This window comes from Tabrizicola sp. (assembly GCF_041919135.1).
Taxonomy (GTDB): Bacteria; Pseudomonadota; Alphaproteobacteria; order Rhodobacterales; family Rhodobacteraceae; genus Tabrizicola.
Genome location: NZ_JAYRUJ010000024.1, coordinates 1 through 25,516, shown reverse-complemented (window position 1 = coordinate 25,516; position 25,516 = coordinate 1). Strand labels below are relative to the sequence as shown.

The window sequence follows — 25,516 nt, the reverse complement described above, 5'->3', positions numbered from 1 at the left end:
CTCACAGATGACCGACCTTGAAATGACACGCGAAGACCGCGCGGCCTATTGGTCCCGACGCGCCAAGAGCCTCAGGGCCAAGATCGCCGACTGCCGCCAGCGCATCGACGGCGGCGAAGGACAGGTCATGGTCCTGCCGGGCATCGACCTGGCTCTCTGGCTGGAAATGCTTCTAACGGAACTGATGGAGGCCGAACTGGAGCTTGAGCTTGTCAGCCCCGGCGCAGGGGGTGAACTGAGCGCCCGTCTGCTGGCACCCATCACACCGCCTGTCGCGGCAAGCTCCGACCCTGACCTTGCCGACCTTGAAGGCCGCATTGCCAATCTGCGCCACTGCCTGCCCATCATCGGGGATTTCATCGTGCCGGCCTTCGACAAGCTCGCGTCCGAGGTCCTGGCCGATTGGGAGGCAGAGCATCGGGATCTGGTGGCGGAACGGGATAGACTTCGGGCCGAACAGCGGAGGAAGCTGCAATGAAGGAATGTCTCAAAGCCAAGATCGCCGAGGGCAAGGTCGACGCGAAGAAGGGCCGGGCCGCGCTCGACCTTCTGGCCAAGTTGTCGCGACAATACGAAGGCGCCGGCTTCAACCGGCTGCAGGCCGAGGCCATGGCGGCTGAGGAGGCGCAACTGATCATCGGACGGAAGGCCGCAGAGACGCGGCATGTGCTCTTGGGCCAGGCCGCGGCGGCGATGCGGTCGAAGGAGCTTGTCGAGACCTCCAAGCAACTGGGCTCGCTGATGACCGACGTCCTGGAGCGGAACGAGGCCAGCCGGAACCGCCAGGCGACCGTGGTGGGCACGCAGCGCGCCTTGATGCGGCGGTTTCAGCACCGGCTGGGCGGCCTGATCCAGAAGCACAGCCGCGACCTTCTTGGGCGCACCCGAAACCCGACCAACCTGGCGAACGTGGTGAAGGAGCTTCACGGCGAGGCGTCGGGCGACGCGGCGGCGCTCGCGATGGCGAATGCGGTCCGGGATGCCTTCGAGGACATGCGCCTTCAGTTCAACGCGGCCGGCGGCGTGATCGGGAAGCTTGAGAACTGGGGGCTTCCCCATGCCCACAATCAGGCAGCAATCAGGAAGGCCGGGTTCGACGCCTGGGCGGCCGAGGTCGGGCCGCGGCTGGCATGGCACAAAATCCCGAACGACTATACCGGCCGCCCCTTGGCCGAGGAAGGCGAGGCCCCTTCGCCCGCCGTCGCCCACAGGTTCCTCCGCGAGGCGTTCGACAACATCGCCTTCGGCCGCACCACCGAGAGCGGGGAGAAGATCGCGCGGGAGGGGATGGCGCTCTGGCGGCGTCGGGCACAGCCCCGCGTCCTGCCGTTCAAGAGCACGGACGACTGGGGCGCCTACAACCGGAAATTCGGCTCGGGCGATCCCTTCGCGTCGATCATCGGCCACGCGCAGCGCATGGCGCGCGACATCGCCCTTGCCCGGGAATTCGGCCCGGACCCGCGGGCAGGTTTCAGGGCGCGCGCAGAGATGGCCAAGGCGAAGGCCCGGGAGTTGGGCGACGTGGACCTTGCCCGCAAGATCGAAGGCTCTGCCGCCCACGGGGAGCGGATGCTGAACATCATCTCAGGGAGCCAGGTTCCGGCCGGGCCCTTCCAGGAGGCGATGGCCTCGCTGTTCTCGACCACGCGGCATGTGCTGACGGCGGCCTTCCTCGACCGGGCTATCCTCTCGGCGGTGAGCGACCTGAACTCCATGCGCGTTGCTGCGAAGGCCGTGGGCATGAACCCGGCGAACGTCGTCTCGCGCCACGTCAAGTTGCTGGCCGACAGCCTCAGCCGGGAAGAGGCGGCGCGGGCCGGGTGGATCGCCGACACGCTGGCAGACCCCGGCGCGGCGCTGGCGCGGTTTCAGGCAGAGGTTCCGCCCGCGATCTTCGCCGAGCGCCTGTCCTCCCTCGTCCTGCGCATCCAGGGGCTTTCCCACTGGACCGACCAGGCCCGGATCGCCTTCCAGATGGAAATGGCCGGGCTCTTCGCCGAAAACGCTGGGAAGCGCATCGCGGACATTCCCGAGCCCCTGCGCGGCCTGTTGGTCGAGAAGGGGATTGGTGATGCAGAATGGCAAGCTTTCACAGGTTCCGAGACCCTGTTCCGCTCGACCAATGGCGCGACCTTCGCAAGCCCGATCTACTGGCGCGAGGCGACCGACATGGACCGCGCCGCCGCCGATGATCTGTTCGCCCGGCTTCAGGCGATCGTCGAGGAACAGACCGAATTCGCCGTGCCGACCCGCTCATCCTGGGCAGAGGCGCACATCTTGGGCACCGCGCCGCCCGGCTCGATCGGCTACGAACTGGCGAAATCCGGGCTCATGTTCAAGTCGTTCCCGATGACGGTGACGGTCAACCAGATCCGCCGCATCATGGCCCCGCCGCACGGTCGAGGCAGCGTCAGCTACGCGCTGGACTATGCCGGCGGCGCGGTCCTTCTGGGCGCGGTCTCCCTGCAACTGGTCGAACTCGCCAGCGGCAACGACCCGCTCGACATGACGCAAGCCGACTTCTGGGCCGCCGCGGCCTTGCGCAGTGGCACGTTCGGCCTCTTGGGTGATGCACTGGCATCGACCGAGAGACCGGGCCAAGGGCTGGCGTCCTTCGTCGGCGGCCCTATGGTCGGACTGGCGCAGGACACGGCCTCCCTGACCTTCGGCAACCTGATCGACGCAGCCAGCGGCCAGGACATGAACTTCCTGCGGGAGGCGACCCGGTATGTGAACCGCTACCTGCCCGGGGGCGACTTACCTTTCGTCGGGATCGCGGCGGATCGGCTGCTGATCGACCGCTTGATAATGGCGATCGACGGGCAGGGCGTTGAAGAGTTGGCCCGCGAGGTCGCCCGCTCGCGCAAGCGGAGATCAGAAAACATCTTCTGGCTTCCAGGTACGCCTTCGCCGAGCCGGATGCCGGATTTCTCCAAGGCGCTGGGCAAGTGATCCGCCGCGCGTGAGAAATACCACCCATCGCCCACTTTTCCGGCCCGTGCGTTTTCGTGCGGGCCTTTTTTCATTGATCAGAGGCGCGCTGGAGGTCGGTTGACCCGTTGTCGTATGTTCGGGGCCGGGATGCTGCGTTGATGCCCGTTTCTGGCGCGTATGGCGGTCAGGGAAGGGCCTTCCGGCCTTCCGGCACCCCCTCCCCCGCTGCGCAGGGTTGACGCTCACAGTTCATCTGTTGTGCTCTGGTTTTCGAAGTTGCAGCCTTGCGACTCAAGGCTGGGCAAGCACAGGCGCTTGCCTCTGCGCCCGGAGCACTAGGGAAGGTTTAACAAATGTTCTCTATTGATCGGCATGGAATTGACTTATATGTCAACTGAGGATCGGCTCAGGGAGTTGGTAGCACAGGGAACGCTTCGCTATGTCATGCCGCAGCGTGGTCACTCCGCAGTGAGATATGTGTATCTGCTAGATGCACTGTACAGGCGGATCGAGCATGAGGTCGAAGCCGACGGCGAAGATGCGGAGAGGTTCGCTGGCGTAATGGCAGTGCTCTACGCCTTCATTCATGGGAAACGCATGACTTTCGGCATGGATCCGATCTCGAAAGGCCGTGCTGCTCTCATTGCCAGGACGAAACCGGTTCGGATGGGGATCATCGATTTTCGGGTAATGGATCCGTCACCCGGGATGCGTCTCATGGGTGGATTTGTGTCAGCGGATCATTTCGTCGGCCTTCGCTGTTTCGGGCGTGGAGAGATGGGGCCCTTGGGTGGCTTTGGAGGATGCGTGCGAGAGACGTGCGCGACCTGGGCCAAGACATTCGGAACAGGGCTTTCCCCTGTAGTTTCAGACACCTTGAGAGAGTACGTGACCGAAAATGTTCATGAAGTCTAAGCCAGTAGGATCGGAACCTGTATCAAAGGCCGACCTCGCGTTTGCCGCGCAGCGCTTGCGGCTCGAACTACACAACCTGGTCTTGGAAGCCTTTGAGCGTGAAAGAGTTTCGCAGAGCGAACTCGCCCTTCGCCTGCGAAAGCAGCCATCTCAGATTTCGCGTTTGATGGCAGCCCCAGGCAACTGGACGTTGGATACCGCCGCGCATCTTCTGTACGGCATCAGCGGGAACGTCGTGGAGGTGACCGAGCACGATATCAGTGCCGCACCGGTTAGGAACGATGTCATACCTGACCTTCTGTTGGGTCAAAGCGCCGCAAACGCGCCCAAGCCGAAGGCCGAAGGGGTAGTGTCAGGTGCTTCCGCGCCAAAGGTTCAGTTCCAGGTTTCCATTCCATGACGATTACGCCTCGCACCGCCTTACTCTGCGACATGTACCGAAGGGAAGATAATGGGAAAGGCCTCCTGATCGGTATCTACCCTCAGGACGTAGTGTTCCCTCTGTTCCCCGCGACCGGCGCCTTTGTGCTCTACGTGCAGTGCACTTTTTCGGCGGCAGGGTCGCTGTCGTTGGTCTTGAGAGTGCAGCATTCAAACGGCCAGGAAGCCATGATCGACGGGTCGCTAGATGTTCTGTCACCGCAGACCACGTCGTGGCTTCCCGTCCCGCTACCTCCGATGACGTTCGAGGCAGATACCAACCTCGTCGCATCTTACAGGGACGAGGCCGGCAAGTGGATTGAGTTCTTCTCGATCCCCATCAGAAAAGGCCCAATCCCCGGGACACCGTGAAGCAGTTCAGTTGCAGGTGATTAGCCGCGTGAACCCGTTGGCGACCTCTGCGAGATCCTCGGGGGCCAGCGGTGCGGCATCTTCCACTTCGACCGGTTCGATGCCGTTCTGATAGAGGAACAGCTTCGCAATCTCAGCCCGGATAGCGAAGTTGATGTTCTGGGGAATGTCCCCAGTGGCATCGGCCACCATCTGGGCATCCAGCTTCGAAACGACCACGCCCACGACCTGGCCCGCAGAGTTCACTACCGGCCCACCTGAGTTTCCCGGCTGGACCGGGGCGGAGATCTGCATCCGCACTCCGTCTCCGGCTATACCTTTGAGACTTGTCACAGAGCCGCGCGTCACGTTCAAGCCACCCAGAAGATCCGGGAGCGGATACCCGATGACAGTGACGTCGGAGTTAAGCCGGGCGGGCTTCTCTGCAAACTGCGCGGGCTCTGCCGCGGGCGGCGGGGTGACGCGCAAGAGCGCCAGGTCAAAGGCTTCATCCGTTGCGACGACGGTCGCTTTCACCTTGTCAATCGACACGCTCGCGCACCCGTTCACGACGTGATTGTTCGTCAGGAAGTCGCCATCTGTGGACACCAGGAACCCGGTGCCGAAGCCTGGGGCCTGATCCTCGCGTCCTGCGCCTTCGTTGCCATCGGGGGTGGTCTCGGCTGCGGCGGGTGCAGCGTCCCCCTGCCCGGCAGACTCGTCAGCCAGCACCGCCGCCATGGTCTCGATCCCCCTTGCCAGCACGCCCGGAGAAATGCCGATCGCAGGGGCATATCCCGGCTGAATGCTCCCCGTCACCGCGGCGAAAGCGCCGACGTCGCTGTCACGCGCCGAGAGCATGATCGTCGACCAGGCGCCGCGCCGATAGTCCGACCGAGTGTAAAGGCTCACCCCGTTCGCCGTTCTGGCTGAGGTGATCCACAACACCGGCCGCCGGACCTGGTAGACCTCGCCCAAGGCTTGCTCTGCCGTGAACTGGTGCAGCCGTTCCGTTTGCGCGCCCGCACCGATGGTCAGGGAATAGCCCAGAGAGGTTCCGGCCAACTCCATGTTGACGAAGGTCTCCGACGGTTTCCCAGCAACAAAACCGATCGTTGGAACCAGAAACGACATGTCGAGGGCGGAATTGTACTGGCGCACCCATCCGTGCTTTTCGAGGATCTCGTAGGTCTCGACCGCAAGGAACAGCACATCGGCATTCGTCACGAACTCGGAACGACCGTTCCGGACTTCAAACCTTTCCAGGGCACGCTGGCTGCCCAAGCCCCAGGCGCCATCGAGAAGTCCGTTGTACGCATTTGCGAAGGCAAGGCCCGCCTGAAGAAACCGTTTCTCGTCGGCAGTCAGGAAACGAGCGTCGAATTCGAGCTGCAGCTGGTCTACCTCAAACGCACTCGCGGTCGGAGCAGCAACCAGAAATGTGAAAGCTATGGCGACTGAAAGGCGAAGCACGATAACCCCCGGCTCGACTGCCTCTGATTGGAGAGGGCCGCGCCGGGTTCGTCAAGCAAGATGGTTGGATACAAAGATAACGGAAGCTTCAGGGCCGTTCTTCGGCTTCCTGCAAGTGCGCGGGCCGCTGGTAGACGTACCCCGCATTTGCGTGCCCCGCCACTTGGCTGCGCGCGTCCACATTCACGTTCACCGAGGCCGAGGGGCGCCCTTCGTTCAGGAGCAGTTCGATTAGCCGAACCTTGACGGTTTCCGACGATGCCGTCCGCAGCATGTCGGCCGCCACCTCCAGCGCCTCCAGCCGCAGGGCATCCCGGCGGGCCGAGGCCTCGTCCAGGAGGCGCTTGCGCACATCCTCCGCGTACAACCGCACCTCTGCCCGGCGCTGGGCCTTGTAATAGGCTTGGGTGCTGATGCCGGCCGCGGCGCAGGCATCCGTGACGGTGCAGCCCTTCTTGATGCGCAATTCAATGGCGCGCTTCAGCGAAGCCGACAGGCGGGACGGGCGGGCGGGGCGCAGGGACGCGGGGAGGGTTTCAGACATGCCAACAGGTTCACCCCTCCGAACGGTTTCCCCTATGCCTCCGCTCGCGCGCCTGAAGCCTTTCTTCCGCATCCTTTAGCAGGGAGGCAATAACGCGCCGTGCACGCTCCACTTTGGACCGCTGTTCCTTGGCAAGGAGAGGGTCAGCAATCAGCCCGTCAGCCCGCTCCAACTCCCAGCGGTACATTTCGACCTTCTCTCGAAGCGGATCCGCGACCATGGGGCGGCCTCCCTTTCTCCCAATGCTGCACAAGGCGCGGCGGGTCGGATAGGAAAAAATTTCAGAACTGGCGCGGCTGTGTGTGGAGTAGTGAAACCGCGCGGCCCGTTTTTACCCCCCACCCCCTCCCGATCGACCCCCACCCCCTATGCGAGGCCCTGGGGGGCTGGACCGGGAACCCGTCGCCAGACTTGGCGCCGGCGGGGCTGGGCTCAGAGCTTGCTCCAATCGACCCCGGCCACGCTGCCTGAGGCATCGCCTTTGGCGTTCTCGCGGGCCTCGGCTTCGGTCACGTCCGCCACCCGGCGGCGGCGCTTGATCCATGCCAGCACGTCCTGCCGGCAGGTCAGGCCGATCAGGCCGTCGATCCGGGGGAAGCCTTCCCTTTCCAGCTTCGGCCGGTTCTGCCTGAACCAGTCGCGCGAGCGGCCAAGGACCGTCGCGACCTCGGTCTCGGTCAGGTACTCCGGCACCAGCCAGGGCTTGCTCTGTGTCTTGTCCATCTGCGCCACCTCCTGAATGCGAAAGCGGCCCCACCCGATCAGGCAGGGCCGCGCTGGGCCGTCTGTCAGTGCTGGGTCGGCGCGGTGAGGCCGAGGGCGGCCCGGGCCTCCTGCATCAGCGCAGCGGCCGCACCAGCGTGCCGGGGCTCGGTCACGTCGAACACCATCGCCACCTTGCGCCAGATATCCAGCGGCTCGACGGCGGGCAGATCGGCCGCCATCCGCACCAGCGTCAGATCCGCGTCGATCTCGGCCTCGGTGGACAGGCCATCGGCCGACTTCTGGGCGAGAGGGAGCCACTGGTCGAAGATCGCGGCAAGCGGGCTCTGTGCAGCGGCCTCGGCTTCCTCCCGCGCCCTGCGGAACAGAGCATCGGCGGTCGCGGTGACGTCGCGGCCTTCCTCTGTCGTCATGGCGAGCAGGCGCCAGCCATCCACTGCGCAGGTCACGGGCAGCGCGACGGCGGCGTCCTCGATCTGGGCCTGCTCCTGGGCCAGGCGGGTGAAGGTCGCGTCGTCCGCTTGGGAAAGCTGCGCCTCGATCACGTTCCAGGCGGCGAAGGCTTCGGCGATGGTCTGCATGGGTCTCATCCTTTCAGGGGCCTTTCGGCGGTTGAATGGATGATCTGAGCGAGGGAAGCGGCGTCTCGGTGGTGGGCTAGATGGTGGGACAGGTCCTGATCCCGTTCGGGTTTTCCTGTCTTTTCATCATCTTAGCTGAGGGTCATTGGTGGAGCAGAGGGGGATCGAACCCCTGACCTTATCATTGCGAACGATACGCTCTCCCAACTGAGCTACTGCCCCAATGACCTGGCGCGGTGTCTCGCGCATCGCAGGGATATTGTCAAGCGGGCCCGAACGGGTTTCAGCCTGCGTGCTGGCGGGCAAAGGCCACGATCTCGGCGGCGGGGCGGGCGCCGGCCAACCGGCCAGCCTCGCGGCCATTCCGATAAAGGATCAGGGCCGGAATGCCGCGGATGCCGGCGCGGGCCGAGACCTCGGGATGGTCCTCGGTGTTCAGCTTCATCAGCCGCACCCCGGGCGCGAGCGTCCTCGCCGCCTTGGCGAATTCCGGGGCCATCATCCGGCAGGGGCCGCACCAGGGCGCCCAATAGTCCACCAGCACCGGCAGCCCGTCGCTGCGCGTGACCTTTTCATGCGTGGCCGCATCCAGTTCGGCCACCCCGCCATCCACCAAAGCCGCGCCGCAGGTGCCGCATTTCGGCCCCTCGGCCAGACGCGCCAGCGGCACGCGGTTGCCCTGGCCGCAGGTCGCGCAGGTGAGCCTTGCCGATTCGGACATTCGATCCCCCATCACATCTATCAAGGTTCAAAGATGTGAAGCCGAAGCCCCGGACGCAAGCCCCCCCGGCGCGGGCGCTCAGAGGAAATCCTCCTCCTCGCCGGTCACGTCCACCCCCAGCGCCTCAAGGCCCGATTCCAGGTTCTCGGCCAGGTGCGGCATGCCCATGAGATAACCGGCGGTCGGCGTCGTCGCCTCGGCGGCGGCGGTGGCGGCGGCCTCGGCGAAATCCTCGGGTTCGAAGGCGCCGCGGCCGATCCAGGCGACGGCGGTCAGATGCGCCTTTTCCTCGTCGTTGAGGTTGTCGATGAAGGCGTGAAGCTCGGCCTCGCCCACCGCACCCTCGCGGGAAAGGTAGATCACATGGACCACTTTCTGCGGGCTGATCTCAAGCATGGGTCACTCCTTCTTCATCCGGGTATCGTCGCGCAAGCCGGGCGCGGGCGCAAGCGCAGGCTCAGCCCAGAAACCAGACGGTCGCGCCATGGATCACCGCCCCCGCCAACGTCGCCAGCACCACCGAACGGCGCAGGCGGAAGGCGGCAAGGACGGCAAGCGTGCCGGTGATGGCGGGGACGAGGCGGGCCGGATCGGGCACCAGCTCGGGCAGGATCGCGGCGACGAACAAGGTGGCGATGGCGGCGGGGCCGGTGGCCGAGAAGAACCGCTCCAGCCAGCCGCCCGCGGCGACCCGGTCGGTGCGGGCCAGGATCGGCAGCGCCCGGAAGGCCCAGTTCGCAACGCCCGCCAGCACGGCGACAATAAGAAGATCGGTGTTCATCGCCGCACCAGTCCGGCCAGCGCCCCGGCCAGCATGCCCAGAAGGATGCCGCTGGTGGCGCTGATGGCCAGCGTCGCCGCCACCGTCACCGCACCGGCGACCGCGATCACCGGCAGCTGGCGGCGGCTGAGGATCGACAGGAGAAGCGCCAGGAACAGCGCCGGCAGCATGAAGCCGAGCCCCGCACCCAATGCGGGCCAACCATCCAGTGCCCCGCCCCCCGCCACCGCGCCGGCGAGCGTGCCCAGGACCCAGCTGGCATAGGCCCCGAGCCCGAGGCCGAACATGTAGGGTTCCGAAAACCGCTGCCCCCGCGCCAGCGCCCCCAGCGCCTGGCCAAAGACCTCGTCCGTCAGGCCGAAGGCCCAGGCCCAGGCATGGCGGGTTCCCGCCTCCCGCCCGGCCTCGCGCATCAGGGCGGGCCCGTACAGGATATGCCGCAGGTTCATCGCGATCAGCGTGAAGGCCGAGACCAGCACCGGCGCGCCCGAGGTCAGAAGCGCGAGCGCCAGGAATTGCGAGGCCCCGGCAAAGATGATCAGCGAAAGCGCGACCGCCTCGGCTGCGGTAAAGCCGGAACGGGTCGCGGCGACGCCGAAGGAAAAGGCGATGGGGAAATAGCCCAGCACGATCGGCAGGCTGGCGATCAGTCCGTCAAGAAAGGGCGGGCGGGTGCGGCTCATCGGCCACGGCTAGCGCGGCCTGCGCGACTGGTCAATGCACGGCGTCCGAAAGCCCGACTTGCGGAATGCCCCCCCGGCCGGGCATGCTGTGTCCAACCGATGACAGAGGAAGGTCCGATGCGCGCGCTTGCCTATTCCACCCTTCTTGCGACTTTCGCCGCCCCGGCACTGGCCGAGCAGATCCGCGGGACCGATTTCGAGACCGGCTACTGGACCGGCGCGGCCTATACCGAGGATGCGACGGGCAAGTTCCTGTATTGCGACGTCTCGGTCTCCTACACCAATGGCGAGACCCTGTGGCTGGGTCTTTACCGCAACGACACGCTGGCCGTCCTATTGACCCATCCCGAGGTGCGCTACCGCACGGGCGAGACCTTCGATGCCTGGCTGATGCTGGAGACGGGCCTGCCGATCCACCAGGATGCCGAGGCCTGGGACGAAAGCTATGCCGGGATGACGCTCTCGGGGATCGACGGGTCGATCGACTTCCTGTCCGCCGGGCAATGGCTGCGGCTGCTGGGGATCGGGATCGACGAGGCCTATGACGTGACGGGGATCGGGGATGCGCTGGCGATGGCGCGGGCCTGCCACGCAAAGCACTCTGGCACGAACCCCTTTGCGACGGTCGCACCACCCGTGGCGGAACCCGAGGTCACGCCCGAGGCCGAGCCGCCGGTCGAAGTCGAGCCGCCGGTGGAAGTGGCGACCGAGCCGACGGTGGAGCCGCCAAAACTGGGCACGCCGCCGCCGATGCCGAAGGTGCCGGACCTGAAGCCCAAGACCGGCGGCGGGCTGGGCACGCGACCTGGCGGCACGCTTGGAACGCCGGCGCCGAAGCCCGCGCCCTGAGCTTTGGCTCCCGGTCTGATCCGGGGGCCAAATTTATGCGAAATAACCTGCCAAAATCCTTAAGTAAGGATTTTGCGCCTCATTCCGCCGCCTCGGCATAGGATTCGACCGGCGGGCAGGTGCAGATCAGGTTGCGGTCGCCATAGACGTTGTCGACCCGGCCCACCGGCGGCCAGTACTTGTCGACCTTGAACGCCCCCGGCGGGAAGCAGCCGGACTCGCGGCTGTACTTCCGGTTCCACTCGCCCACCAGCGCCGCCACGGTGTGCGGGGCATGGCGCAGCGGCGAATCCTCGGCCGTGATCTCGCCGTTTTCCACCGCCCGGATCTCCTCGCGAATCGCCAGAAGCGCGGTGATGAAGCGGTCGATCTCGGCCTTGGTCTCGGACTCCGTCGGTTCCACCATCAGCGTGCCCGAGACCGGCCAGGACATGGTCGGCGCGTGGAAGCCGTTGTCGATCAGCCGCTTGGCGATGTCGTCCACGGTGACGCCCACCTCGGCGAAGGGCCTTGTGTCCAGGATGCATTCATGCGCGACCCGCCCCTTGTTGCCCATGAACAGGATCGGATAGTGCCCGGAGAGCCGCGCCGCGATGTAATTGGCGTTCAGGATCGCCACCCGCGTCGCCTGGGTCAGCCCCTGTCCGCCCATCATCAGGCAATAGGCCCAACTGATCAGCAGGATCGAGGCCGATCCGTAGGGCGCCGCCGAGACCGTGCCCTGGTCGGTGCTTTTCAGCCCGCCGCCGGGGGGATTGTCCGTCTCGGGATGCCCCGGCAGATGCGGCGCGAGATGCGCCTTCACGCCGATCGGCCCCATGCCCGGCCCCCCGCCGCCATGCGGGATGGCGAAGGTCTTGTGCAGGTTCAGGTGGCTGACGTCGCCACCCACTTCGCCCGGCTTCACCAGACCGACCAGCGCGTTCATGTTCGCGCCGTCGATATACACCTGTCCGCCGTGATCATGCGTGATGCGGCAGATTTCCTTCACCGTCTCCTCGAAGACGCCATGGGTGGAGGGATAGGTGATCATGCAGGCCGCCAGCCGCGCGCCCGCAGCCTCGGCCTTCTGGCGGAAGTCCTCGACATCCACGTCGCCGTTCGGGGCGGACTTGACGACGACCACCTCCATCCCCGCCATCTGCGCAGAAGCCGGGTTGGTGCCATGCGCGCTGGTCGGGATCAGGCAGACCTTGCGATCATCATCGCCCCGCGCCCGGTGATAGGCGAGGATGGTCAGCAGCCCGGCATATTCCCCCTGCGCGCCGGAGTTCGGCTGCATGGAAAACGCGTCGTAGCCGGTGATCTCGCACAGTTTCGCCGAAAGGTCGTTGATCGCCTCATGATAGCCCGCCGCCTGGTCGCGCGGCGCGAAGGGATGCAAGGAGCCGAACTCCGGCCAGGTGATCGGCATCATCTCCGCCGCCGCGTTCAGCTTCATCGTGCAGGAGCCGAGCGGGATCATCGCCCGGTCCAGCGCCAGATCGCGGTCGGAAAGGCGGCGCATGTAGCGCATCATTTCCGACTCCGCCCGGTTCATCTGGAAGACCGGATGGGTCAGATAATCGGTCGTGCGCAGCATCTCCTCGGGGAAGCCCAGCGTCGCCCGGTGCGGCGGCACTCCGTCGATGCCGAAAGCGCGGAGAACCTTGATCAGCACCCGTTCGTCCGTCGTCTCGTCCAGGCTGATCCCCACCCGGTCGTTGCCGATCTTGCGGAAGTTCAGCCCCTCGTTGCGGGCGGCGGCGAGGATACCTGCCTGGCCGACGCCGACCTCGACGGTGATCGTGTCGAAGAAGGCCCGCGGGTCGACCTTCGCCCCCGCCGCCTTCAAGGCCCGCGCCAGCCGCTGGGTCAGGAAATGCACCCGCTCCGCAATCGCGCGCAGGCCCTTCGGCCCGTGGAAGACGGCATACATGCTGGCCATCACCGCCAGCAAAGCCTGCGCCGTGCAGACGTTCGACGTTGCCTTCTCGCGCCGGATATGCTGCTCGCGGGTTTGAAGCGACAGCCGGTAGGCCTTCCCCCCCTGCGCGTCGATCGAGACACCGACGATCCGCCCCGGCATCTGCCGCTTGTGCGCGTCCTTCACCGCCATGAAGGCCGCGTGCGGCCCGCCATAGCCCATCGGCACGCCAAACCGCTGGGCGCTGCCGATGGCGATATCCGCCCCCATCGCCCCCGGCTCCTTCAGCATGCACAGCGCCAGAAGGTCGGTCGCCATGATCGCGATCGCCCCCGCCGCATGCAGCGAGGCGATGCGGACGGTGAAGTCGACGACATGGCCGTAGCTGGAGGGATACTGGAAGATCGCGCCGAAGACCTGCGAGGGATCAAGGTTGCGCACGTCATCCTCGATGATCTCGATCCCCAGCGGCAGCGCCCGGGTGCGGATCACCGCGATGGTCTGCGGATGGCAGAAGCGGTCGACGAAAAAGGCTTTCGCCTTCGACTTTGCCACCCGTTCCGCCATGGCCATCGCCTCGGCCGCCGCCGTCGCCTCGTCCAGCAGGCTGGCGTTCGCCACGTCCAGCCCGGTCAGGTCGCAGATCATTGTCTGGAAGTTCAAGAGCGCCTCCAGCCGGCCCTGCGCGATCTCGGGCTGGTAGGGCGTATAGGCGGTATACCAGGCCGGATTCTCCAGGATGTTGCGTTGGATCGCCGGGGGCGTCACCGTGCCGTAATAGCCCTGGCCGATCAGGCTGGTCATCACCCGGTTCTTCGCGCCCACTTCCTTCATCATCGCCAGCAGCTCATGCTCGGCCAGGGGCGCCCAGGACAGCGGCTGCGCCTGCCGGATCGAGGGCGGCACGGTCTGGTCGATCAGCTCGTCCAGCGCGCGGACACCGACGGCCGCCAGCATCTCCTCCATCTCGACCGGCGAGGGGCCGATATGGCGGCGGTTGGCGAAGTCGTAGGGATTGTAGTCGACGGGGGTGAAGGTCATGGCGCAGGCCTCTGGCATGGGGCGGACAAATTCCTTCGAAGGAATTTGCAAATCTTTTCGAAAAGATTTGCCCGGCGCGGATCCCACGCCGGGCGCTTTGGATCAGCCGATCAACTCCTGATACTCGTCCTCGTCCATGAACTGGTCGAGCACGCTCAGGTCGTCCACCTTCAGCTTGAAGAACCAGGCCGCCCCCATCGGGTCCTCGTTCACGAGGCCGGGGTTGTCGACCAGCTTCTGGTTGACCGCGACGATTTCGCCGTCGATGGGCGCCAGGATGTCCGAGGCCGCCTTGACGCTCTCGATCACGCAGACCTCATCGCCCTCGGCGACCTGGGTCTCGGTCTCGGGCATTTCGACGAAGACCACGTCGCCCAGCTGCGTCGCGGCATGCTCGGTGATGCCGACGACCACATGGTCGCCCTCGACACGCAGCCATTCGTGTTCCTTGGTGAATTTCATTGCGGACTCCTCAGCGCTTGTAGGTTGTCGGTTGGAAGGGAAGCTCGGCGACCGTGACGGGCAGGCGCTTGCCGCGCACCTCTCCCAGAAGGGCCGTGCCGATGGCAGAATGGGCGCGGGCGACATAGCCCATCGCGATGGGGGCGTTGACCGAAGGCCCGAACCCGCCCGAGGTGACGCGGCCGACCGGCGTGCCGTCCTCGGCGAACAGTTCCACGCCTTCGCGCATCGGGGCCCGGCCCTCGGGGCGCAGCCCGACGCGCAGCCGCTCCGGCCCCTCGGCCAGTTCGCGCAGGATGCGTGTCGCGCCGGGGAAACCGCCCTCGCGCGCTCCGCCGGCCTTGCGGGCCTTCTGGATCGCCCAGGTCAGGCCGGCCTCGACGGGCGAGGTCGTGGTGTCGATGTCGTGGCCATAAAGGCAAAGCCCCGCCTCCAGCCGCAAGGAATCCCGCGCGCCAAGGCCGACGGGCGCCACGCCCGGCTCTGCCAGCAGCTTGCGGGCAAAGCCCTCCGCCTGCGCTTGCGGCACCGAGACCTCGAACCCGTCCTCGCCGGTATAGCCCGACCGCGACACCCAGATGTCGCCGATCACCCGATGGTCCATGAACCGCATCGCCGCGACACCCGGCAGCACCGCCTCCAGCGCCGCCTCGGCCCCCGGGCCCTGCAATGCCAGAAGCGCGCGGTCGGTCACGGGTTCCACCGACACGCCCGGCATTCCGGCGGCCATATGGGCAATGTCCGCCGCCTTGCAGGCCGCGTTGACCACGACATAGAGGTGATCCCCCCGGTTGGTGAACATCAGGTCGTCCAGGATCCCGCCCGCGTCATCGGTGAACAGCCCATACCTCTGCCGACCCTCGGCCAGCCCCAGCACGTCGACCGGCATCAGCGCCTCGAAGGCGCGTTTCAGGTCATCCATGGAGCCTTTCGGCCGCAGGATCACCTGGCCCATGTGGCTGACGTCGAACAGCCCCGCGGCTGCGCGCGTATGCAGATGCTCCTTCAGCACGCCGTCGGGGTATTGCACCGGCATCTCGTAGCCGGCGAAGGGCACCATCTTGCCGCCCAGCTCGACATGCAGGTCATGCAGTCCCAGACGCTTCAGCCCGTTCTCAAGGTCGGCCATTGCCGCCTCCCTAACCCATGGCCGGACAATCCGGCACCGTCAGGCGGGCAAATCCCCGCCCTGCGATGCCCCCTCTGTCCTTGCGCCCGCTCCGAATGGCCGGACATGGCGCGCCTGAGATCGTTATCCCTTCGGCGTCCCGGATTTTCCGGGAACTCTCCAGAGTCTGTCGTCAGCTACGGTCCCTTGCGCCTGAGAGTTTACCGGGGCGGTTGCTCCTTCGGCACCGGATCTTGCACCCGGATTCTCCCGAACCTGACAGGGAAACGGGTAACCCATAGCCCCCCCGCCGGGCAAGGAAAATCGGAATACGACGGTATGCAGCGCGAAAGCGCCGGGTCAAAGCACCCCATGCCGGCGCAAGACGGCCGTCTCGTCGCCGGAGATCCAGCCGAACACCCGTGGCCCGTCCTGACGCTGCTGCATCAGATAATGCACCTCGAAGTCGATGACGGTCTCGGGCAGGTCCGCACGGGCATAGGTCGCGCGCCAGGCGAGATGCGCCACGCAATGCAATTCGTCGATCGGCGACAGGCGCAGCCCCTGCACCCGCATGTCCCTGGTGCCGATCGCCCGGTACTGCGCATGGCCCTGCCGCATCGCCTCGATCAGGCTTGCGTCGTTCTTCCCGGCCTTCACCCCGGCGGGAGAGGCCGCGATGAACTCCTCGGCGTAAAGACCTGCCACCTCGGCCGGGTCCAGCTCACCGGCCAGCGCGCGCAGGAAGAACCGCTCGTAACGCGCGAAGAAACGGCGGATGCTGTCTTCCATGGCTGGCCTCCGATGGCGGGCGCCGCCAATCTCCCACGTCTTGCGCCCGGCGCCAACGGCTCACGCCCGCCGCTTGCCGGGATCGGCCGCCGGCGCGCCTGCGGGCTTCGGGGCGGGACGGCCGCGCGTCACCGGCGACCGGATCGCCAGAAGCGCCAGCCAGGCCGCCGCCAGCCCGAAGACGACGCCCCCCAGCGCCTGCCCCACCAGCACGCCCTGCGCCCCCCAGTATTGGCCCAGCCACAGCGCCAGCGGGATCGTTCCCAGCGTGTGCCGGCCCCAGTTCACCACCGTCGACCAGAAGGGCCGGCCCAGGTTGTTGCAGACCGCATTGCCGACGAAGATCACCCCGTTGAAGAACCACAAAAGCGCCAGCGGCCCGCAGAAGAGATAGACCAGATCCCGCGTCAGCCCCTCGGCCCGGAAGGCATCGGCAATCGGCGCCCGCAATGCGAACAACACCGCCGAGACCATGACGATCACCAGCCCGGTGAAGACCAGCCCGTCCAGGAAGGCGCGGCGCACCCGGTCCATCCTGTCCGCGCCGAAGTTCTGTCCGATGATCGGCCCGATGGCACCGGACAGCGCGAAGATCACCCCGAAGGCCACCGGCGTCAGCCGACCGGCGATCGCCATGCCCGCCACCGCCGCCTCGCCATAGGCCGAGGTCGCCCGGGTCACGAAGGCCTGCCCGACCGGCGTCGCCACCTGGGTCAGGATCGCCGGGATCGCAATCGCCCAGATCGGCCCCATGTCGGCCATGACCTGCGACGGCACCACCCGGTCGAAGCCGCCATGTCTCGCCCGGATCGGCCGCAGCGCCATGAGCGCGATCACCACCCGCGCCGCCACGCTGGCGATCGCCGCCCCGGTCAGCTCCCATCCCATGCCGAAGATCAGCACCGGGTCAAGCGCCGCCGTGGCGACCGCGCCCCAGACCGTCGCCATCATCGCCGCCCGCGCATCGCCATGGCTGCGCAGGATCGCGCCCCCGATCATGCCGACCATCAGCAGCGGCTGCGAGGGGATGACGATGGCCAGGAAATGCACCGCCAGCGCCGCCGTCTCGCCCGTCGCCCCCAGCAGCCCGACCAGCGGCCAGAGCGCGACCCAGATCACCGCCGCGAAGACCGAGCCGAAGACGAAGCCCAGCGCCAGCCCGGTCGTCGCCTTCTCCCGCGCAAGCGCCGGATTGCGCTCGCCCAGCGCCCGGGCCACCAGCGCGCTTACGGCAATCGACATGCCGATCCCGAAACTGGTGGTGAAGAACAGCACCGCCCCGGCATAGCCGATGGCCGCCGCCAGCTCCTCGCGGCCCAGCAGCGCGATATACAGCATGTTGACCAGATCGACGACGAAGACCGCCATCAACCCGACCGATGAGGTCAGCGCCATCACCGACACATGCCGGAACAGGTTCCCCTCGACGAACTTCGCCCGCGCGCCCGGTCCCGCCACCACGACCCCCGTTGCTCCGGAACCCGAAAGGGCCCTTCCTCTTGGTTCAACTACTCCACGGGTGCGTCCAGTGGTGGCGCCATCGGTTCAAGCACCACCGGACGCGGGGGGTGTGAACCCCCCGGGGCCGGCCAGAGGCTCAGAGGCCCGGCACCTTGCGCAGAAGCGGCATCACCTCCGCCATCTCCGGCCCGGCGTCGCGGCCCGTCAGCACCCGGCGCAGCGGGCGGAACAGGTCCTTGCCCTTGCGCCCCGTCGCTTCCTTCACCGCCTGGGTCCACTCGCCCCAGGTCGCCTGTGTCCAGGGCTTCGGCGGCAGCAGCGCCAGCGCCTGGGCGACGAACTCCCGGTCGGCCGCGTCCACCACCGGCTCGGCCCCGTCGCGGAAGAGCCGCCACCATTCCTCCAGGTCCGCCAGCACCGTGATGTTGCCCTTGGCCACCGCCCAGAACGCCTCGGCCTCGCCCTCGGGCACGCCCAGGTCCAGCACCCGCGCCTTCACGGTCTCGAAGGGCAGCGACTGCACATGGTGCCGGGTCAGCGGGAACAGGTCCTCGGCGTCGAACTTCGTCGGCGCCGCCCCGAACGAGCCCACGTCGAACCCCGCCACCAGCTCGTCCATGGTCGCCGCCAGCTCCACCGGCTTCGACGACCCCAGCCGCGCCATCAGCGACAGCAAGGCCATCGGTTCCACCCCCCGCGCCCGCAGGTCGCGCAGGGACAGCACGCCCAGGCGCTTCGACAATTCCTCGCCCTGCGGTCCGGTCAGCAGCGAATGGTGCGCAAAGGTCGGCGGGGTGCCGCCAAGGGCCTTCATGATCTGGATCTGGGTCGCCGTGTTCGTCACATGGTCCGCGCCGCGCACGATATGCGTGACCCCCATCTCCACGTCATCCACCGACGAGGCGAAGGTATACAGCACCTGCCCGTCCGCCTTGATCAGCACCGGGTCGCTGACCGACGCGGCATCGATCGAGATCGGCCCGATGATCCCGTCATTCCACTCGATCCGCTCCTGATCCAGCTTGAAGCGCCAGTAACCCTGCCGCCCCTCCGCCCGATAGACTTCCTTCTGCGCCTCGGTCAGCGACAAGGCCGCCCGGTCATAGACCGGGGGCTTGCCCATGTTCAGCTGCTTCTTCCGCTTCAGGTCCAGCTCGACCGGAGTCTCGAAACATTCGTAGAACCGCCCCGCCGCCTTCAACTGCTCGGCCGCAAGCGCATAGCGGTCCATCCGCTTGGACTGCTGCTCGATCCGGTCGTATCTGATCCCCAGCCAGTCGAGGTCCGCCTTCAGCCCGTCGATATATTCCTGCTTCGACCGCTCCTGGTCGGTATCGTCCAGCCGCAGGATGAAGGTCCCGCCGTTCTGTCGCGCGATCAGATAGTTCATCAAAGCGGTGCGCAGGTTCCCCACATGGATCCAGCCGGTGGGCGAGGGGGCGAAGCGGGTGATGACGGTCATGCCTTGGGCTCCTTGGAAGGCCCTTCCCTGTCACAAGCCCCCGGATTTGTCCAGTTTGGCGCCGCCCCTGCGACTATCCGTGGCAACGCCGTCGCCGGGGGCTCGATGCCCCCGGCGACGGCCTGCGCGGGGCCCCCGGGGGGGGGGGGGGCGGGGGCCCCCGGGCGCGGGCACCCCCGCACCCCCTTCCCCCAAGGGGCCGGCGGCCCTATCTTTCCGCCATGACCAACCCATCCCCCGACAGCATCGCCCCCTCCCTCGCCCTCCTGGAACAGCTCGCGCACGAGGCGATCGCCACCCTGCCCGACCCTTTCCGCGCCCCCGCCAGCCATATCCTGCTCCGGATCGAGGACTTTCCCGAGGACGAGATGCTCGAGGACCTCGGCGTCGACGATGCCTTCGACCTCACCGGCCTCTACGACGGCATTCCCCTGACCGAGAAATCCACCGCCGACCAGGTGACCCGGCCCGACGCGATCTGGCTCTTCCGCCGTCCGATCCTGGATGAATGGGCCGAACGCGGCAATGTCTCGCTTAAGGAACTGGTCAGCCATGTGGTGATCCACGAGCTTGCGCATCACTTCGGCTGGTCCGACGACGACATCGCCGCCATCGATCCCTGGTGGGAGTGATCCGGTTCCAGGCGCTTTCGCACAGGCCCTGTGCGGCACGGCACGGAAATTGACGTCCCCGTGACCCGCTATTCCCGCCGCCTGTCCTATCCTTTCCGCAGCCAGCAGAAGGAGGACCAGATGACCCGCGTTTCCCGCCGCCAGGCGCTGTTTGCCGGTGCTGCCCTGCCCCTCGCCGCCGCCCTTCCCATCCCCGCCCTTGCCAAGGCCGAGGCGCAGGGCTCCGGCTTCGCCCCCTGGAACCGCTTCCGGCTTGGCCGTTTCGAGGTGACGACCCTCCTCGCCGGCACCCGCGCCGGCGACAAGCCGCAGGAAACCTTCGGCACCGATGCCAGCCCGGAGGAGTTCGCCGCCCTTTCGGCCGCGAACTTCATCCCCGCCGACCGCACCCAGAACTTCTTCACCCCCACCCTCGTCAACACCGGGGCGGAACTGGTGCTCTTCGACACCGGCCTCGCCGCCGAGGGCATGCTGGCCGCCCTGACCGCCGCCGGGATCGCGCCCGATCAGGTCGACATCGTCGTCCTGACCCATATGCACGGCGACCATATCGGCGGGCTGATGGGCGCGGACGGGACGACGCCGACCTTCGCCAAGGCCCGCTATGTCACCGGCGCCACCGAACACAATCACTGGTCCGGCGCGGCGAACGACGGCTTCGACAAGAACGTGAGGCCCCTGAACGACAAGATCACCTTCCTTGACGATGGCGGCAGCGTGGTCCCTGGCATCACCGGCATGGACGCCTTCGGCCATACCCCCGGCCACATGGTCTATCAGCTGGAATCCGAGGGCCAGCGCCTGATGGTCACCGCCGACACCGCCAACCACTATGTCTGGTCGCTGCAGAAACCCGACTGGGAGGTCCGCTTCGACGCCGACAAGGCAGCGGCGGCCGCCACGCGCAAGCAGGTCTTCGGCCAGATCGCCGCCGAACGGATTCCCTTCATCGGCTACCACATGCCCTTCCCCGGCATCGGTTATGCCGAACCCCTGGGCGACGGCTTCCGCTTCGTTCCCGCAAGCTATCAGCTGATGCTGAACGGCTGAGTCTGGCGTCCGGATTCCCTGGGGAAGACCCGACCCTCTGGGGGCGACCGGCCCGCGTGGGGCAGTTCCATTCCGGCGGAAAGGGCTTTATGATAGCGGTAACACGAACAGGTGCCGCATGACCCAAGCCCCGATCCTGACGCTGACGCTCAACCCCGCGCTCGACATGTCGACCGAGGTGCACGAGCTGGTCCCGAACCACAAGCTGCGCTGCACCGAACCCCTGCTCGACCCCGGCGGCGGCGGGCTGAACGTCTCCCGTGCGATCAAGGCGCTGGGGGGCGACAGCCTGGCGCTGGTCGCGCTCAGCGGGCTGACCGGGGACCGGCTGGCCGGGCTGATCCGGGCCGAGGGGGTGACCTTCCTGTCGATCCTCGGCCCCGGCGAGACGCGCCAGTCGCTGACGGTGAGGGAAGAGACCTCGGGCAGGCAATACCGCTTCATGCTGCCCGGCCCGGTCTGGGGCGAGGAGGAACGCGCCCGGGTCTTCATCCTCCTGCACGCCACTGCGCGGCCGGGCGGGTTCTCGGTGATCTCGGGCAGCCAGCCCCCGGGGGTGCCGCTGGACTTTCCCGCACAGCTGGCGGCCTCGATGCCGGAAAGCCGGGTGGTGCTGGACACCTCCGGCACTACCCTGGCCGAGGTGGTGCGCAATCCGATCCCGGGGCTCGAGGTGCTGCGGATGGACGGCCCCGAGGGCGAGGCGCTGGCCGGCAAGCCGATGACCAGCCGCGAGGAGACCGCCCATTTCGCGCAGGCGCTGGTCTGGGCGGGGGTGGCGCGGATGGTGATCGTGGCGCAGGGGGCCGAGGGCAATGTGCTGGCCGATGCCGAGCACCGCTTCTTCGCCAGGGCGGCGAAGGTAAAGGTGAAATCGACGGTGGGGGCGGGCGACAGCTTCGTCGCGGCCTTCGTCCTGGCGCTGGCCCGGGGGCAGTCGCATGCGGATGCGCTGGCAATGGGCTCGGCCGCGGCTTCGGCGGCGGTGATGACCGATGCGACGCAGCTTTGCCGGCCCGAGGATGTGATGCGGCTGCTGCCGGAATGCGGGGTGGTGGAGCTTTGAGACACCCGGTGACGGCGGGGGGATTCTGGCGGGTCGGCCCGGTGACGGTGCGCTGTAGCGCACCCTACAGGGTCGCCTCGTAGGGTGCGCTACAGCGCACCGTCACCGCCGGCCACGCCACGCGAGAGCCGGGCCGAAGCCCGACCCTACGGTGTGCCCTCGGCGGGCGCGACATCCGCCGGGGCCTCCGGCGGGGCGGTCAGGATACCGTTCTGCCAGATGCCCTCGGCCACCTCGCCGCTGGCGTAGGTGAGTTTGCCCTGGCCCTCGCGCTTGCCGGCCTTGAACATCCCCTCGTAGACATCGCCCCCGGGATAGGTTGCGGTCCCCTGCCCCTCCATCTGGCCCGCGACCCAGGCCCCGGCATAGCGGAAGCCGTCGGGCAGGGTGAACTCGCCCTCGCCCTCGCGCAGGCCGGCCTTGAACGCGCCCTTGTAGACCCCGCCATCGGGATAGGTCGCGGTGCCCGCGCCCTCACGCCGGCCATCGACCCAGTCCCCCTCATAGCGATAGCCGTCCGGATAGGTCATCACTCCCACCCCCTGCGGCCTGGCGTTGCGGAACGCGCCCTCATAGACCCGGCCGTCGGCATAGCTGGCCCGGCCCTTGCCGGAGATCAGCCCCTTGTCCCAGTTGCCCTGGTAGGTCGTCCCGTCCGGATAGGTGATCGCGCCCTGTCCCTGCGGCTGGTCGGCCTGCATGGCGCCGATATAGACCGAGCCGTCGGGATAGGTGATCGAACCCGTCCCCTCCATCCGCCCCTCGACCCAGGCGCCTTCGTACTTGAAGCCGTCGGCGGCGGTGAAGCGGCCCTGCCCGTGGCGACGGTCCTTCTGCCAGCCGCCATCATAGACATCGCCGTTCTTGTGCGTCATCTTCCCCTGGCCCTGACGTCGGCCATTGACGAAGGCGCCCTCGTAGACATCGCCGTTCGGCTGGGCGAGACGGCCCTGGCCGTTGATCTGCCCCTCGGCCCAGTCGCCCTCGTAGACAAGGCCGTCCGGCATGGTCAGCTTGCCCTTGCCCGACCGCTGCCCCTTGGCCAGCGTTCCCTCATAGGTCGCGCCATCGGGATAGGTGATCCTGCCGGTCCCCTCCTTCACGCCCAGGCGCCAGTCGCCCTCATAGGTATAGCCCGAGGGATTGGTCAGCTTGCCCTTGCCGTCATGCTGGCCCTGGACGAAGCCGCCCTCATAGACCGCGCCATTGGCATAGGTGGCCATGCCCTGCCCGGTCATCGCGCCCTGGATCCAGTCACCCTCATAGGTCCGCCCGTCCGGCGCGGTGATCTTGCCCTTGCCCTCGGGCTGGCCCTTGAGGAAGGCCCCCTCATAGACCGAACCGTTGGGATAGCGGGCGGTGCCCTGGCCGGTGATCTCGCCCCCGATCCAGTCGCCGCTGTATTCGAACCCCGAGGGCAGGCGATAGGTGCCCTTTCCATGCTGGCGGCCGTTCAGGAAGGTCCCCTCGTAGACCGAGCCGTCGTCATACTGCTTGGTGATCACCTCGCCATCCTGGGCCAGCGCGGGCAGCGAGAGGGCGGCGAGGAAGGCGGCGGTCATCAGGCGCATGGACGAATCCCCGAAGTCATTGGCGGGCAGGGTAGGGGGGCGGTTCCAAGGTGACAAGGATTTGGCTGGCACGCCTCCTCGAGCACTTCGTGCACTCGTCGGAAGGGTGACCGCGAGGCGTGCACGAAGTGCTCGACGAGCGGTTCCATCGGGGGCGATCCCGGTCTAGATACGGGGGAAAGGAGCCCGCCCATGACAGACATTTTCAGGATACTGCTGGCGCAGCTGAACCCGGTGGTGGGCGACATCGCCGGAAACGCCGCGAGGGCGAGGGCGGCCTGGGCCTCGGGCAAGGCGGCGGGGGCGGACATGGTCGCGCTGACCGAGATGTTCGTGACCGGCTACCAGACGCAGGACCTGATCCTGAAGCCGGCCTTCGTCCAGGCGGCCGTGGCGGCGCTGGAGCAGCTGGCCCTCGACTGCGCGGACGGCCCGGCCCTGGGGATCGGCGGGCCGGTGTCGTTGGGCGGGCGGCTCTACAACGGCTATTATGTGCTGGAAGGCGGGCGCGTCCACGCCCGCGTGTTGAAGCACCACCTGCCGAACGATGCGGTCTTCGATGAAAAGCGGGTCTTCGCCTCGGCCGACGTGCATGGGCCCTATGTGGTCAGGGGGGTGCGGATCGGCACCCCGATCTGCGAGGATGCCTGGCACCCCGACGTGGCCGAGACGCTGGCCGAGACGGGGGCGGAGATCCTGCTGATCCCGAACGGCTCTCCCTATCACCGGGGCAAGCCCAACCTGCGGCTGAACCTGATGGTGGCCCGCGTGGTGGAGACGGGGTTGCCGCTGGTCTACCTGAACATGGTGGGCGGGCAGGATGACCAGGTGTTCGACGGCTCCAGCATGGTGCTGAACCCCGGCGGGCGGCTGATGGCGCAGCTGCCGCAGTTCGACGAGGCCGAGGTGATGGTGACCTTCCGGCGCGGGGCGGAGGGCTGGGTCGCGGACCCCGGCGAGATCGCCGAGATCCCGCCGATCGGCGAGGCGGATTACCGAGCCTGCGTGCTGGCGCTTGGCGATTACATGCGCAAGACCGGGTTCGGCAAGGCCCTGCTGGGCCTGTCGGGCGGGATCGACTCGGCGATTGTTGCCGCGATGGCGGTGGATGCGCTGGGGCCCGAGAACGTGCGCTGCGTGATGCTGCCCAGCGAATTCACCAGCGCGCATTCGCTGGAGGATGCGACGGCGGCGGCGCGGGCGCTGGGGTGCCGGCTGGACACGGTGCCGATCAGCGGCGCTCAAGGAGCGGTGGGCGCGGCGCTGGCGCCCCTGTTCGCGGGGACGGAACCGGGGATCACCGAGGAGAACATCCAGAGCCGGATTCGCGGGCTTCTCCTGATGGCGCTGTCGAACAAGTTCGGCGAGATGCTGCTGACCACCGGCAACAAGTCCGAGATGGCGGTGGGCTACTGCACGATCTACGGCGACATGAACGGCGGCTACAACCCGGTCAAGGACATGTACAAGACCCGGATGTTCCTGACCGCAAGGTGGCGGAACGAGAACCACCGGAGCTGGATGAAGGGCCCGGCGGGCGAGGTCATTCCGCAACGGATCATCGACAAGCCGCCCTCGGCCGAACTGCGCGCGAACCAGACCGACCAGGATTCGCTGCCGCCCTACGAGGTGCTGGACGCGATCCTGGAATGCCTGGTGGAGCGGGAGATGTCGGTGGCCGAAACGGTGGCCCAGGGCTTCGACCGGGACATGGTGAAGAAGGTCGAGCACCTGCTCTATCTGGCGGAATACAAGCGGTTCCAATCCGCTCCCGGCGTCCGGCTGACGCAAAAGGCCTTCTGGCTCGACCGCCGCTACCCGATCGTCAACCGCTGGCGCGACCGGGGCTAGGGTGGACGAATCGCCCATCCCCCGCCTGCGGCCATGGCTTGCTCTTTTGCCAAATACTCCCGCCGGAGGCTTCCGCCCCCGCCACCCCGCGCATGTCCCCCGGCATGGCTCGCGGCAGCGCCGTCGCCGGGGGCTCGAT

23 protein-coding genes, 1 tRNA gene and 1 riboswitch are annotated in these 25,516 nt (G+C 67.1%); of the genes, 8 read left to right on the top strand and 16 right to left on the bottom strand.

Translation table 11 applies throughout. The features are described 5' to 3' along the window. Positions 1–7 precede the first annotated feature (7 nt). The 3 genes from ACE3UA_RS15420 to ACE3UA_RS15410 all read left to right on the top strand — a co-directional run bounded on the left by ACE3UA_RS15420 (position 8) and on the right by ACE3UA_RS15410 (position 4,249). Positions 8–478: a hypothetical protein gene (locus ACE3UA_RS15420; protein WP_374646657.1), complete on the top strand. Its 471-nt coding sequence runs from the start codon at positions 8–10 to the stop codon at positions 476–478. After that, a complete protein-coding gene (locus ACE3UA_RS15415; protein WP_374646655.1) occupies positions 475–2,952 on the top strand; it encodes a hypothetical protein in 2,478 nt (825 codons plus the stop codon). Before ACE3UA_RS15420 ends, ACE3UA_RS15415 begins: the two co-directional genes overlap by 4 nt. Before the next feature lie 886 nt (positions 2,953–3,838). Beyond that, positions 3,839–4,249, top strand: a complete 411-nt coding sequence (locus ACE3UA_RS15410; RefSeq protein ID WP_374646653.1) for a hypothetical protein — start codon at positions 3,839–3,841, stop codon at positions 4,247–4,249. A gap of 398 nt (positions 4,250–4,647) precedes the next feature. Here the strand turns inward: ACE3UA_RS15410 and ACE3UA_RS15405 are convergent, their stop codons facing one another. The 9 genes from ACE3UA_RS15405 to ACE3UA_RS15365 form a co-directional block, all read right to left on the bottom strand. Continuing rightward, positions 4,648–6,093 (bottom strand): S1C family serine protease, encoded by a 1,446-nt coding sequence (locus ACE3UA_RS15405; RefSeq protein ID WP_374646651.1) that lies wholly within the window; start codon positions 6,091–6,093, stop codon positions 4,648–4,650. An 88-nt stretch (positions 6,094–6,181) separates the two neighbouring features. Next, positions 6,182–6,637, bottom strand: coding sequence for a hypothetical protein (locus ACE3UA_RS15400; protein WP_374646649.1), 456 nt, complete (start codon positions 6,635–6,637; stop codon positions 6,182–6,184). Between the two features lie 432 nt (positions 6,638–7,069). Beyond that, positions 7,070–7,360 (bottom strand): hypothetical protein, encoded by a 291-nt coding sequence (locus ACE3UA_RS15395; protein ID WP_374646647.1) that lies wholly within the window; start codon positions 7,358–7,360, stop codon positions 7,070–7,072. 65 nt (positions 7,361–7,425) lie between these two features. Further along, positions 7,426–7,941, bottom strand: coding sequence for a hypothetical protein (locus tag ACE3UA_RS15390; RefSeq protein WP_374646645.1), 516 nt, complete (start codon positions 7,939–7,941; stop codon positions 7,426–7,428). 146 nt (positions 7,942–8,087) lie between these two features. Further along, positions 8,088–8,163, bottom strand: a tRNA-Ala gene (locus ACE3UA_RS15385). 61 nt (positions 8,164–8,224) lie between these two features. Then, a complete protein-coding gene (gene trxC / locus ACE3UA_RS15380; protein WP_374646643.1) occupies positions 8,225–8,662 on the bottom strand; it encodes a thioredoxin TrxC in 438 nt (145 codons plus the stop codon). Positions 8,663–8,740: 78 nt separating this feature from the next. Further along, positions 8,741–9,058 (bottom strand): DUF3775 domain-containing protein, encoded by a 318-nt coding sequence (locus ACE3UA_RS15375; protein ID WP_374646641.1) that lies wholly within the window; start codon positions 9,056–9,058, stop codon positions 8,741–8,743. 61 nt (positions 9,059–9,119) lie between these two features. Continuing rightward, the gene (locus ACE3UA_RS15370; RefSeq protein WP_374646639.1) at positions 9,120–9,443 is read right to left on the bottom strand and encodes an AzlD domain-containing protein; all 324 of its coding nucleotides are present in this window, start codon (positions 9,441–9,443) and stop codon (positions 9,120–9,122) included. Continuing rightward, positions 9,440–10,126 carry an AzlC family ABC transporter permease gene (locus ACE3UA_RS15365; protein ID WP_374646637.1) on the bottom strand — a complete coding sequence of 229 codons (687 nt, stop codon included), beginning with the start codon at positions 10,124–10,126 and terminating at the stop codon, positions 9,440–9,442. Before ACE3UA_RS15365 ends, ACE3UA_RS15370 begins: the two co-directional genes overlap by 4 nt. 117 nt (positions 10,127–10,243) lie before the next feature. On the opposite strand from ACE3UA_RS15365, the gene ACE3UA_RS15360 reads away from it, so the two are divergent. Next, on the top strand, positions 10,244–10,975 hold the full coding sequence (locus tag ACE3UA_RS15360; RefSeq protein ID WP_374646635.1) for a hypothetical protein: 732 nt from the start codon (positions 10,244–10,246) through the stop codon (positions 10,973–10,975). A 79-nt stretch (positions 10,976–11,054) separates the two neighbouring features. Here the strand turns inward: ACE3UA_RS15360 and gcvP are convergent, their stop codons facing one another. The 6 genes from gcvP to gltX all read right to left on the bottom strand — a co-directional run bounded on the left by gcvP (position 11,055) and on the right by gltX (position 19,207). Next, positions 11,055–13,922 carry an aminomethyl-transferring glycine dehydrogenase gene (gcvP, locus tag ACE3UA_RS15355; RefSeq protein ID WP_374646633.1) on the bottom strand — a complete coding sequence of 956 codons (2,868 nt, stop codon included), beginning with the start codon at positions 13,920–13,922 and terminating at the stop codon, positions 11,055–11,057. 102 nt (positions 13,923–14,024) lie between these two features. Next, complete coding sequence (gcvH, locus tag ACE3UA_RS15350; RefSeq protein WP_374646631.1) at positions 14,025–14,384, bottom strand: glycine cleavage system protein GcvH; 360 nt, start codon at positions 14,382–14,384, stop codon at positions 14,025–14,027. Between the two features lie 10 nt (positions 14,385–14,394). Beyond that, positions 14,395–15,513: a glycine cleavage system aminomethyltransferase GcvT gene (gene gcvT, locus ACE3UA_RS15345; protein WP_374646629.1), complete on the bottom strand. Its 1,119-nt coding sequence runs from the start codon at positions 15,511–15,513 to the stop codon at positions 14,395–14,397. 169 nt (positions 15,514–15,682) lie between these two features. Further along, positions 15,683–15,775: riboswitch (glycine riboswitch) on the bottom strand. A 77-nt stretch (positions 15,776–15,852) separates the two neighbouring features. Continuing rightward, positions 15,853–16,284, bottom strand: coding sequence for a nuclear transport factor 2 family protein (locus tag ACE3UA_RS15340; protein WP_374646627.1), 432 nt, complete (start codon positions 16,282–16,284; stop codon positions 15,853–15,855). Positions 16,285–16,344: 60 nt separating this feature from the next. Then, positions 16,345–17,679 (bottom strand): MATE family efflux transporter, encoded by a 1,335-nt coding sequence (locus tag ACE3UA_RS15335; protein WP_374646715.1) that lies wholly within the window; start codon positions 17,677–17,679, stop codon positions 16,345–16,347. Between the two features lie 202 nt (positions 17,680–17,881). Further along, entirely contained in the window at positions 17,882–19,207 is a 1,326-nt protein-coding gene (gltX, locus tag ACE3UA_RS15330) for a glutamate--tRNA ligase (protein ID WP_374646625.1), read from the bottom strand. A gap of 221 nt (positions 19,208–19,428) precedes the next feature. Here gltX and ACE3UA_RS15325 point away from each other — a divergent pair, with 221 nt between their 5' ends. The 3 genes from ACE3UA_RS15325 (at position 19,429) to ACE3UA_RS15315 (ending at position 21,955) form a co-directional block, all read left to right on the top strand. Beyond that, complete coding sequence (locus ACE3UA_RS15325) at positions 19,429–19,839, top strand: metallopeptidase family protein (RefSeq protein WP_374646623.1); 411 nt, start codon at positions 19,429–19,431, stop codon at positions 19,837–19,839. A gap of 120 nt (positions 19,840–19,959) precedes the next feature. Beyond that, complete coding sequence (locus tag ACE3UA_RS15320) at positions 19,960–20,889, top strand: MBL fold metallo-hydrolase (protein ID WP_374646713.1); 930 nt, start codon at positions 19,960–19,962, stop codon at positions 20,887–20,889. Between the two features lie 118 nt (positions 20,890–21,007). Next, positions 21,008–21,955 carry a 1-phosphofructokinase family hexose kinase gene (locus tag ACE3UA_RS15315; RefSeq protein ID WP_374646621.1) on the top strand — a complete coding sequence of 316 codons (948 nt, stop codon included), beginning with the start codon at positions 21,008–21,010 and terminating at the stop codon, positions 21,953–21,955. A 146-nt stretch (positions 21,956–22,101) separates the two neighbouring features. Here the strand turns inward: ACE3UA_RS15315 and ACE3UA_RS15310 are convergent, their stop codons facing one another. Then, positions 22,102–23,526: an MORN repeat-containing protein gene (locus ACE3UA_RS15310; protein WP_374646619.1), complete on the bottom strand. Its 1,425-nt coding sequence runs from the start codon at positions 23,524–23,526 to the stop codon at positions 22,102–22,104. 192 nt (positions 23,527–23,718) lie between these two features. Between ACE3UA_RS15310 and ACE3UA_RS15305 the strand changes: the two genes are divergently transcribed. Beyond that, positions 23,719–25,377: an NAD+ synthase gene (locus tag ACE3UA_RS15305; protein WP_374646617.1), complete on the top strand. Its 1,659-nt coding sequence runs from the start codon at positions 23,719–23,721 to the stop codon at positions 25,375–25,377. The last annotated feature ends 139 nt before the right edge of the window (positions 25,378–25,516 follow it).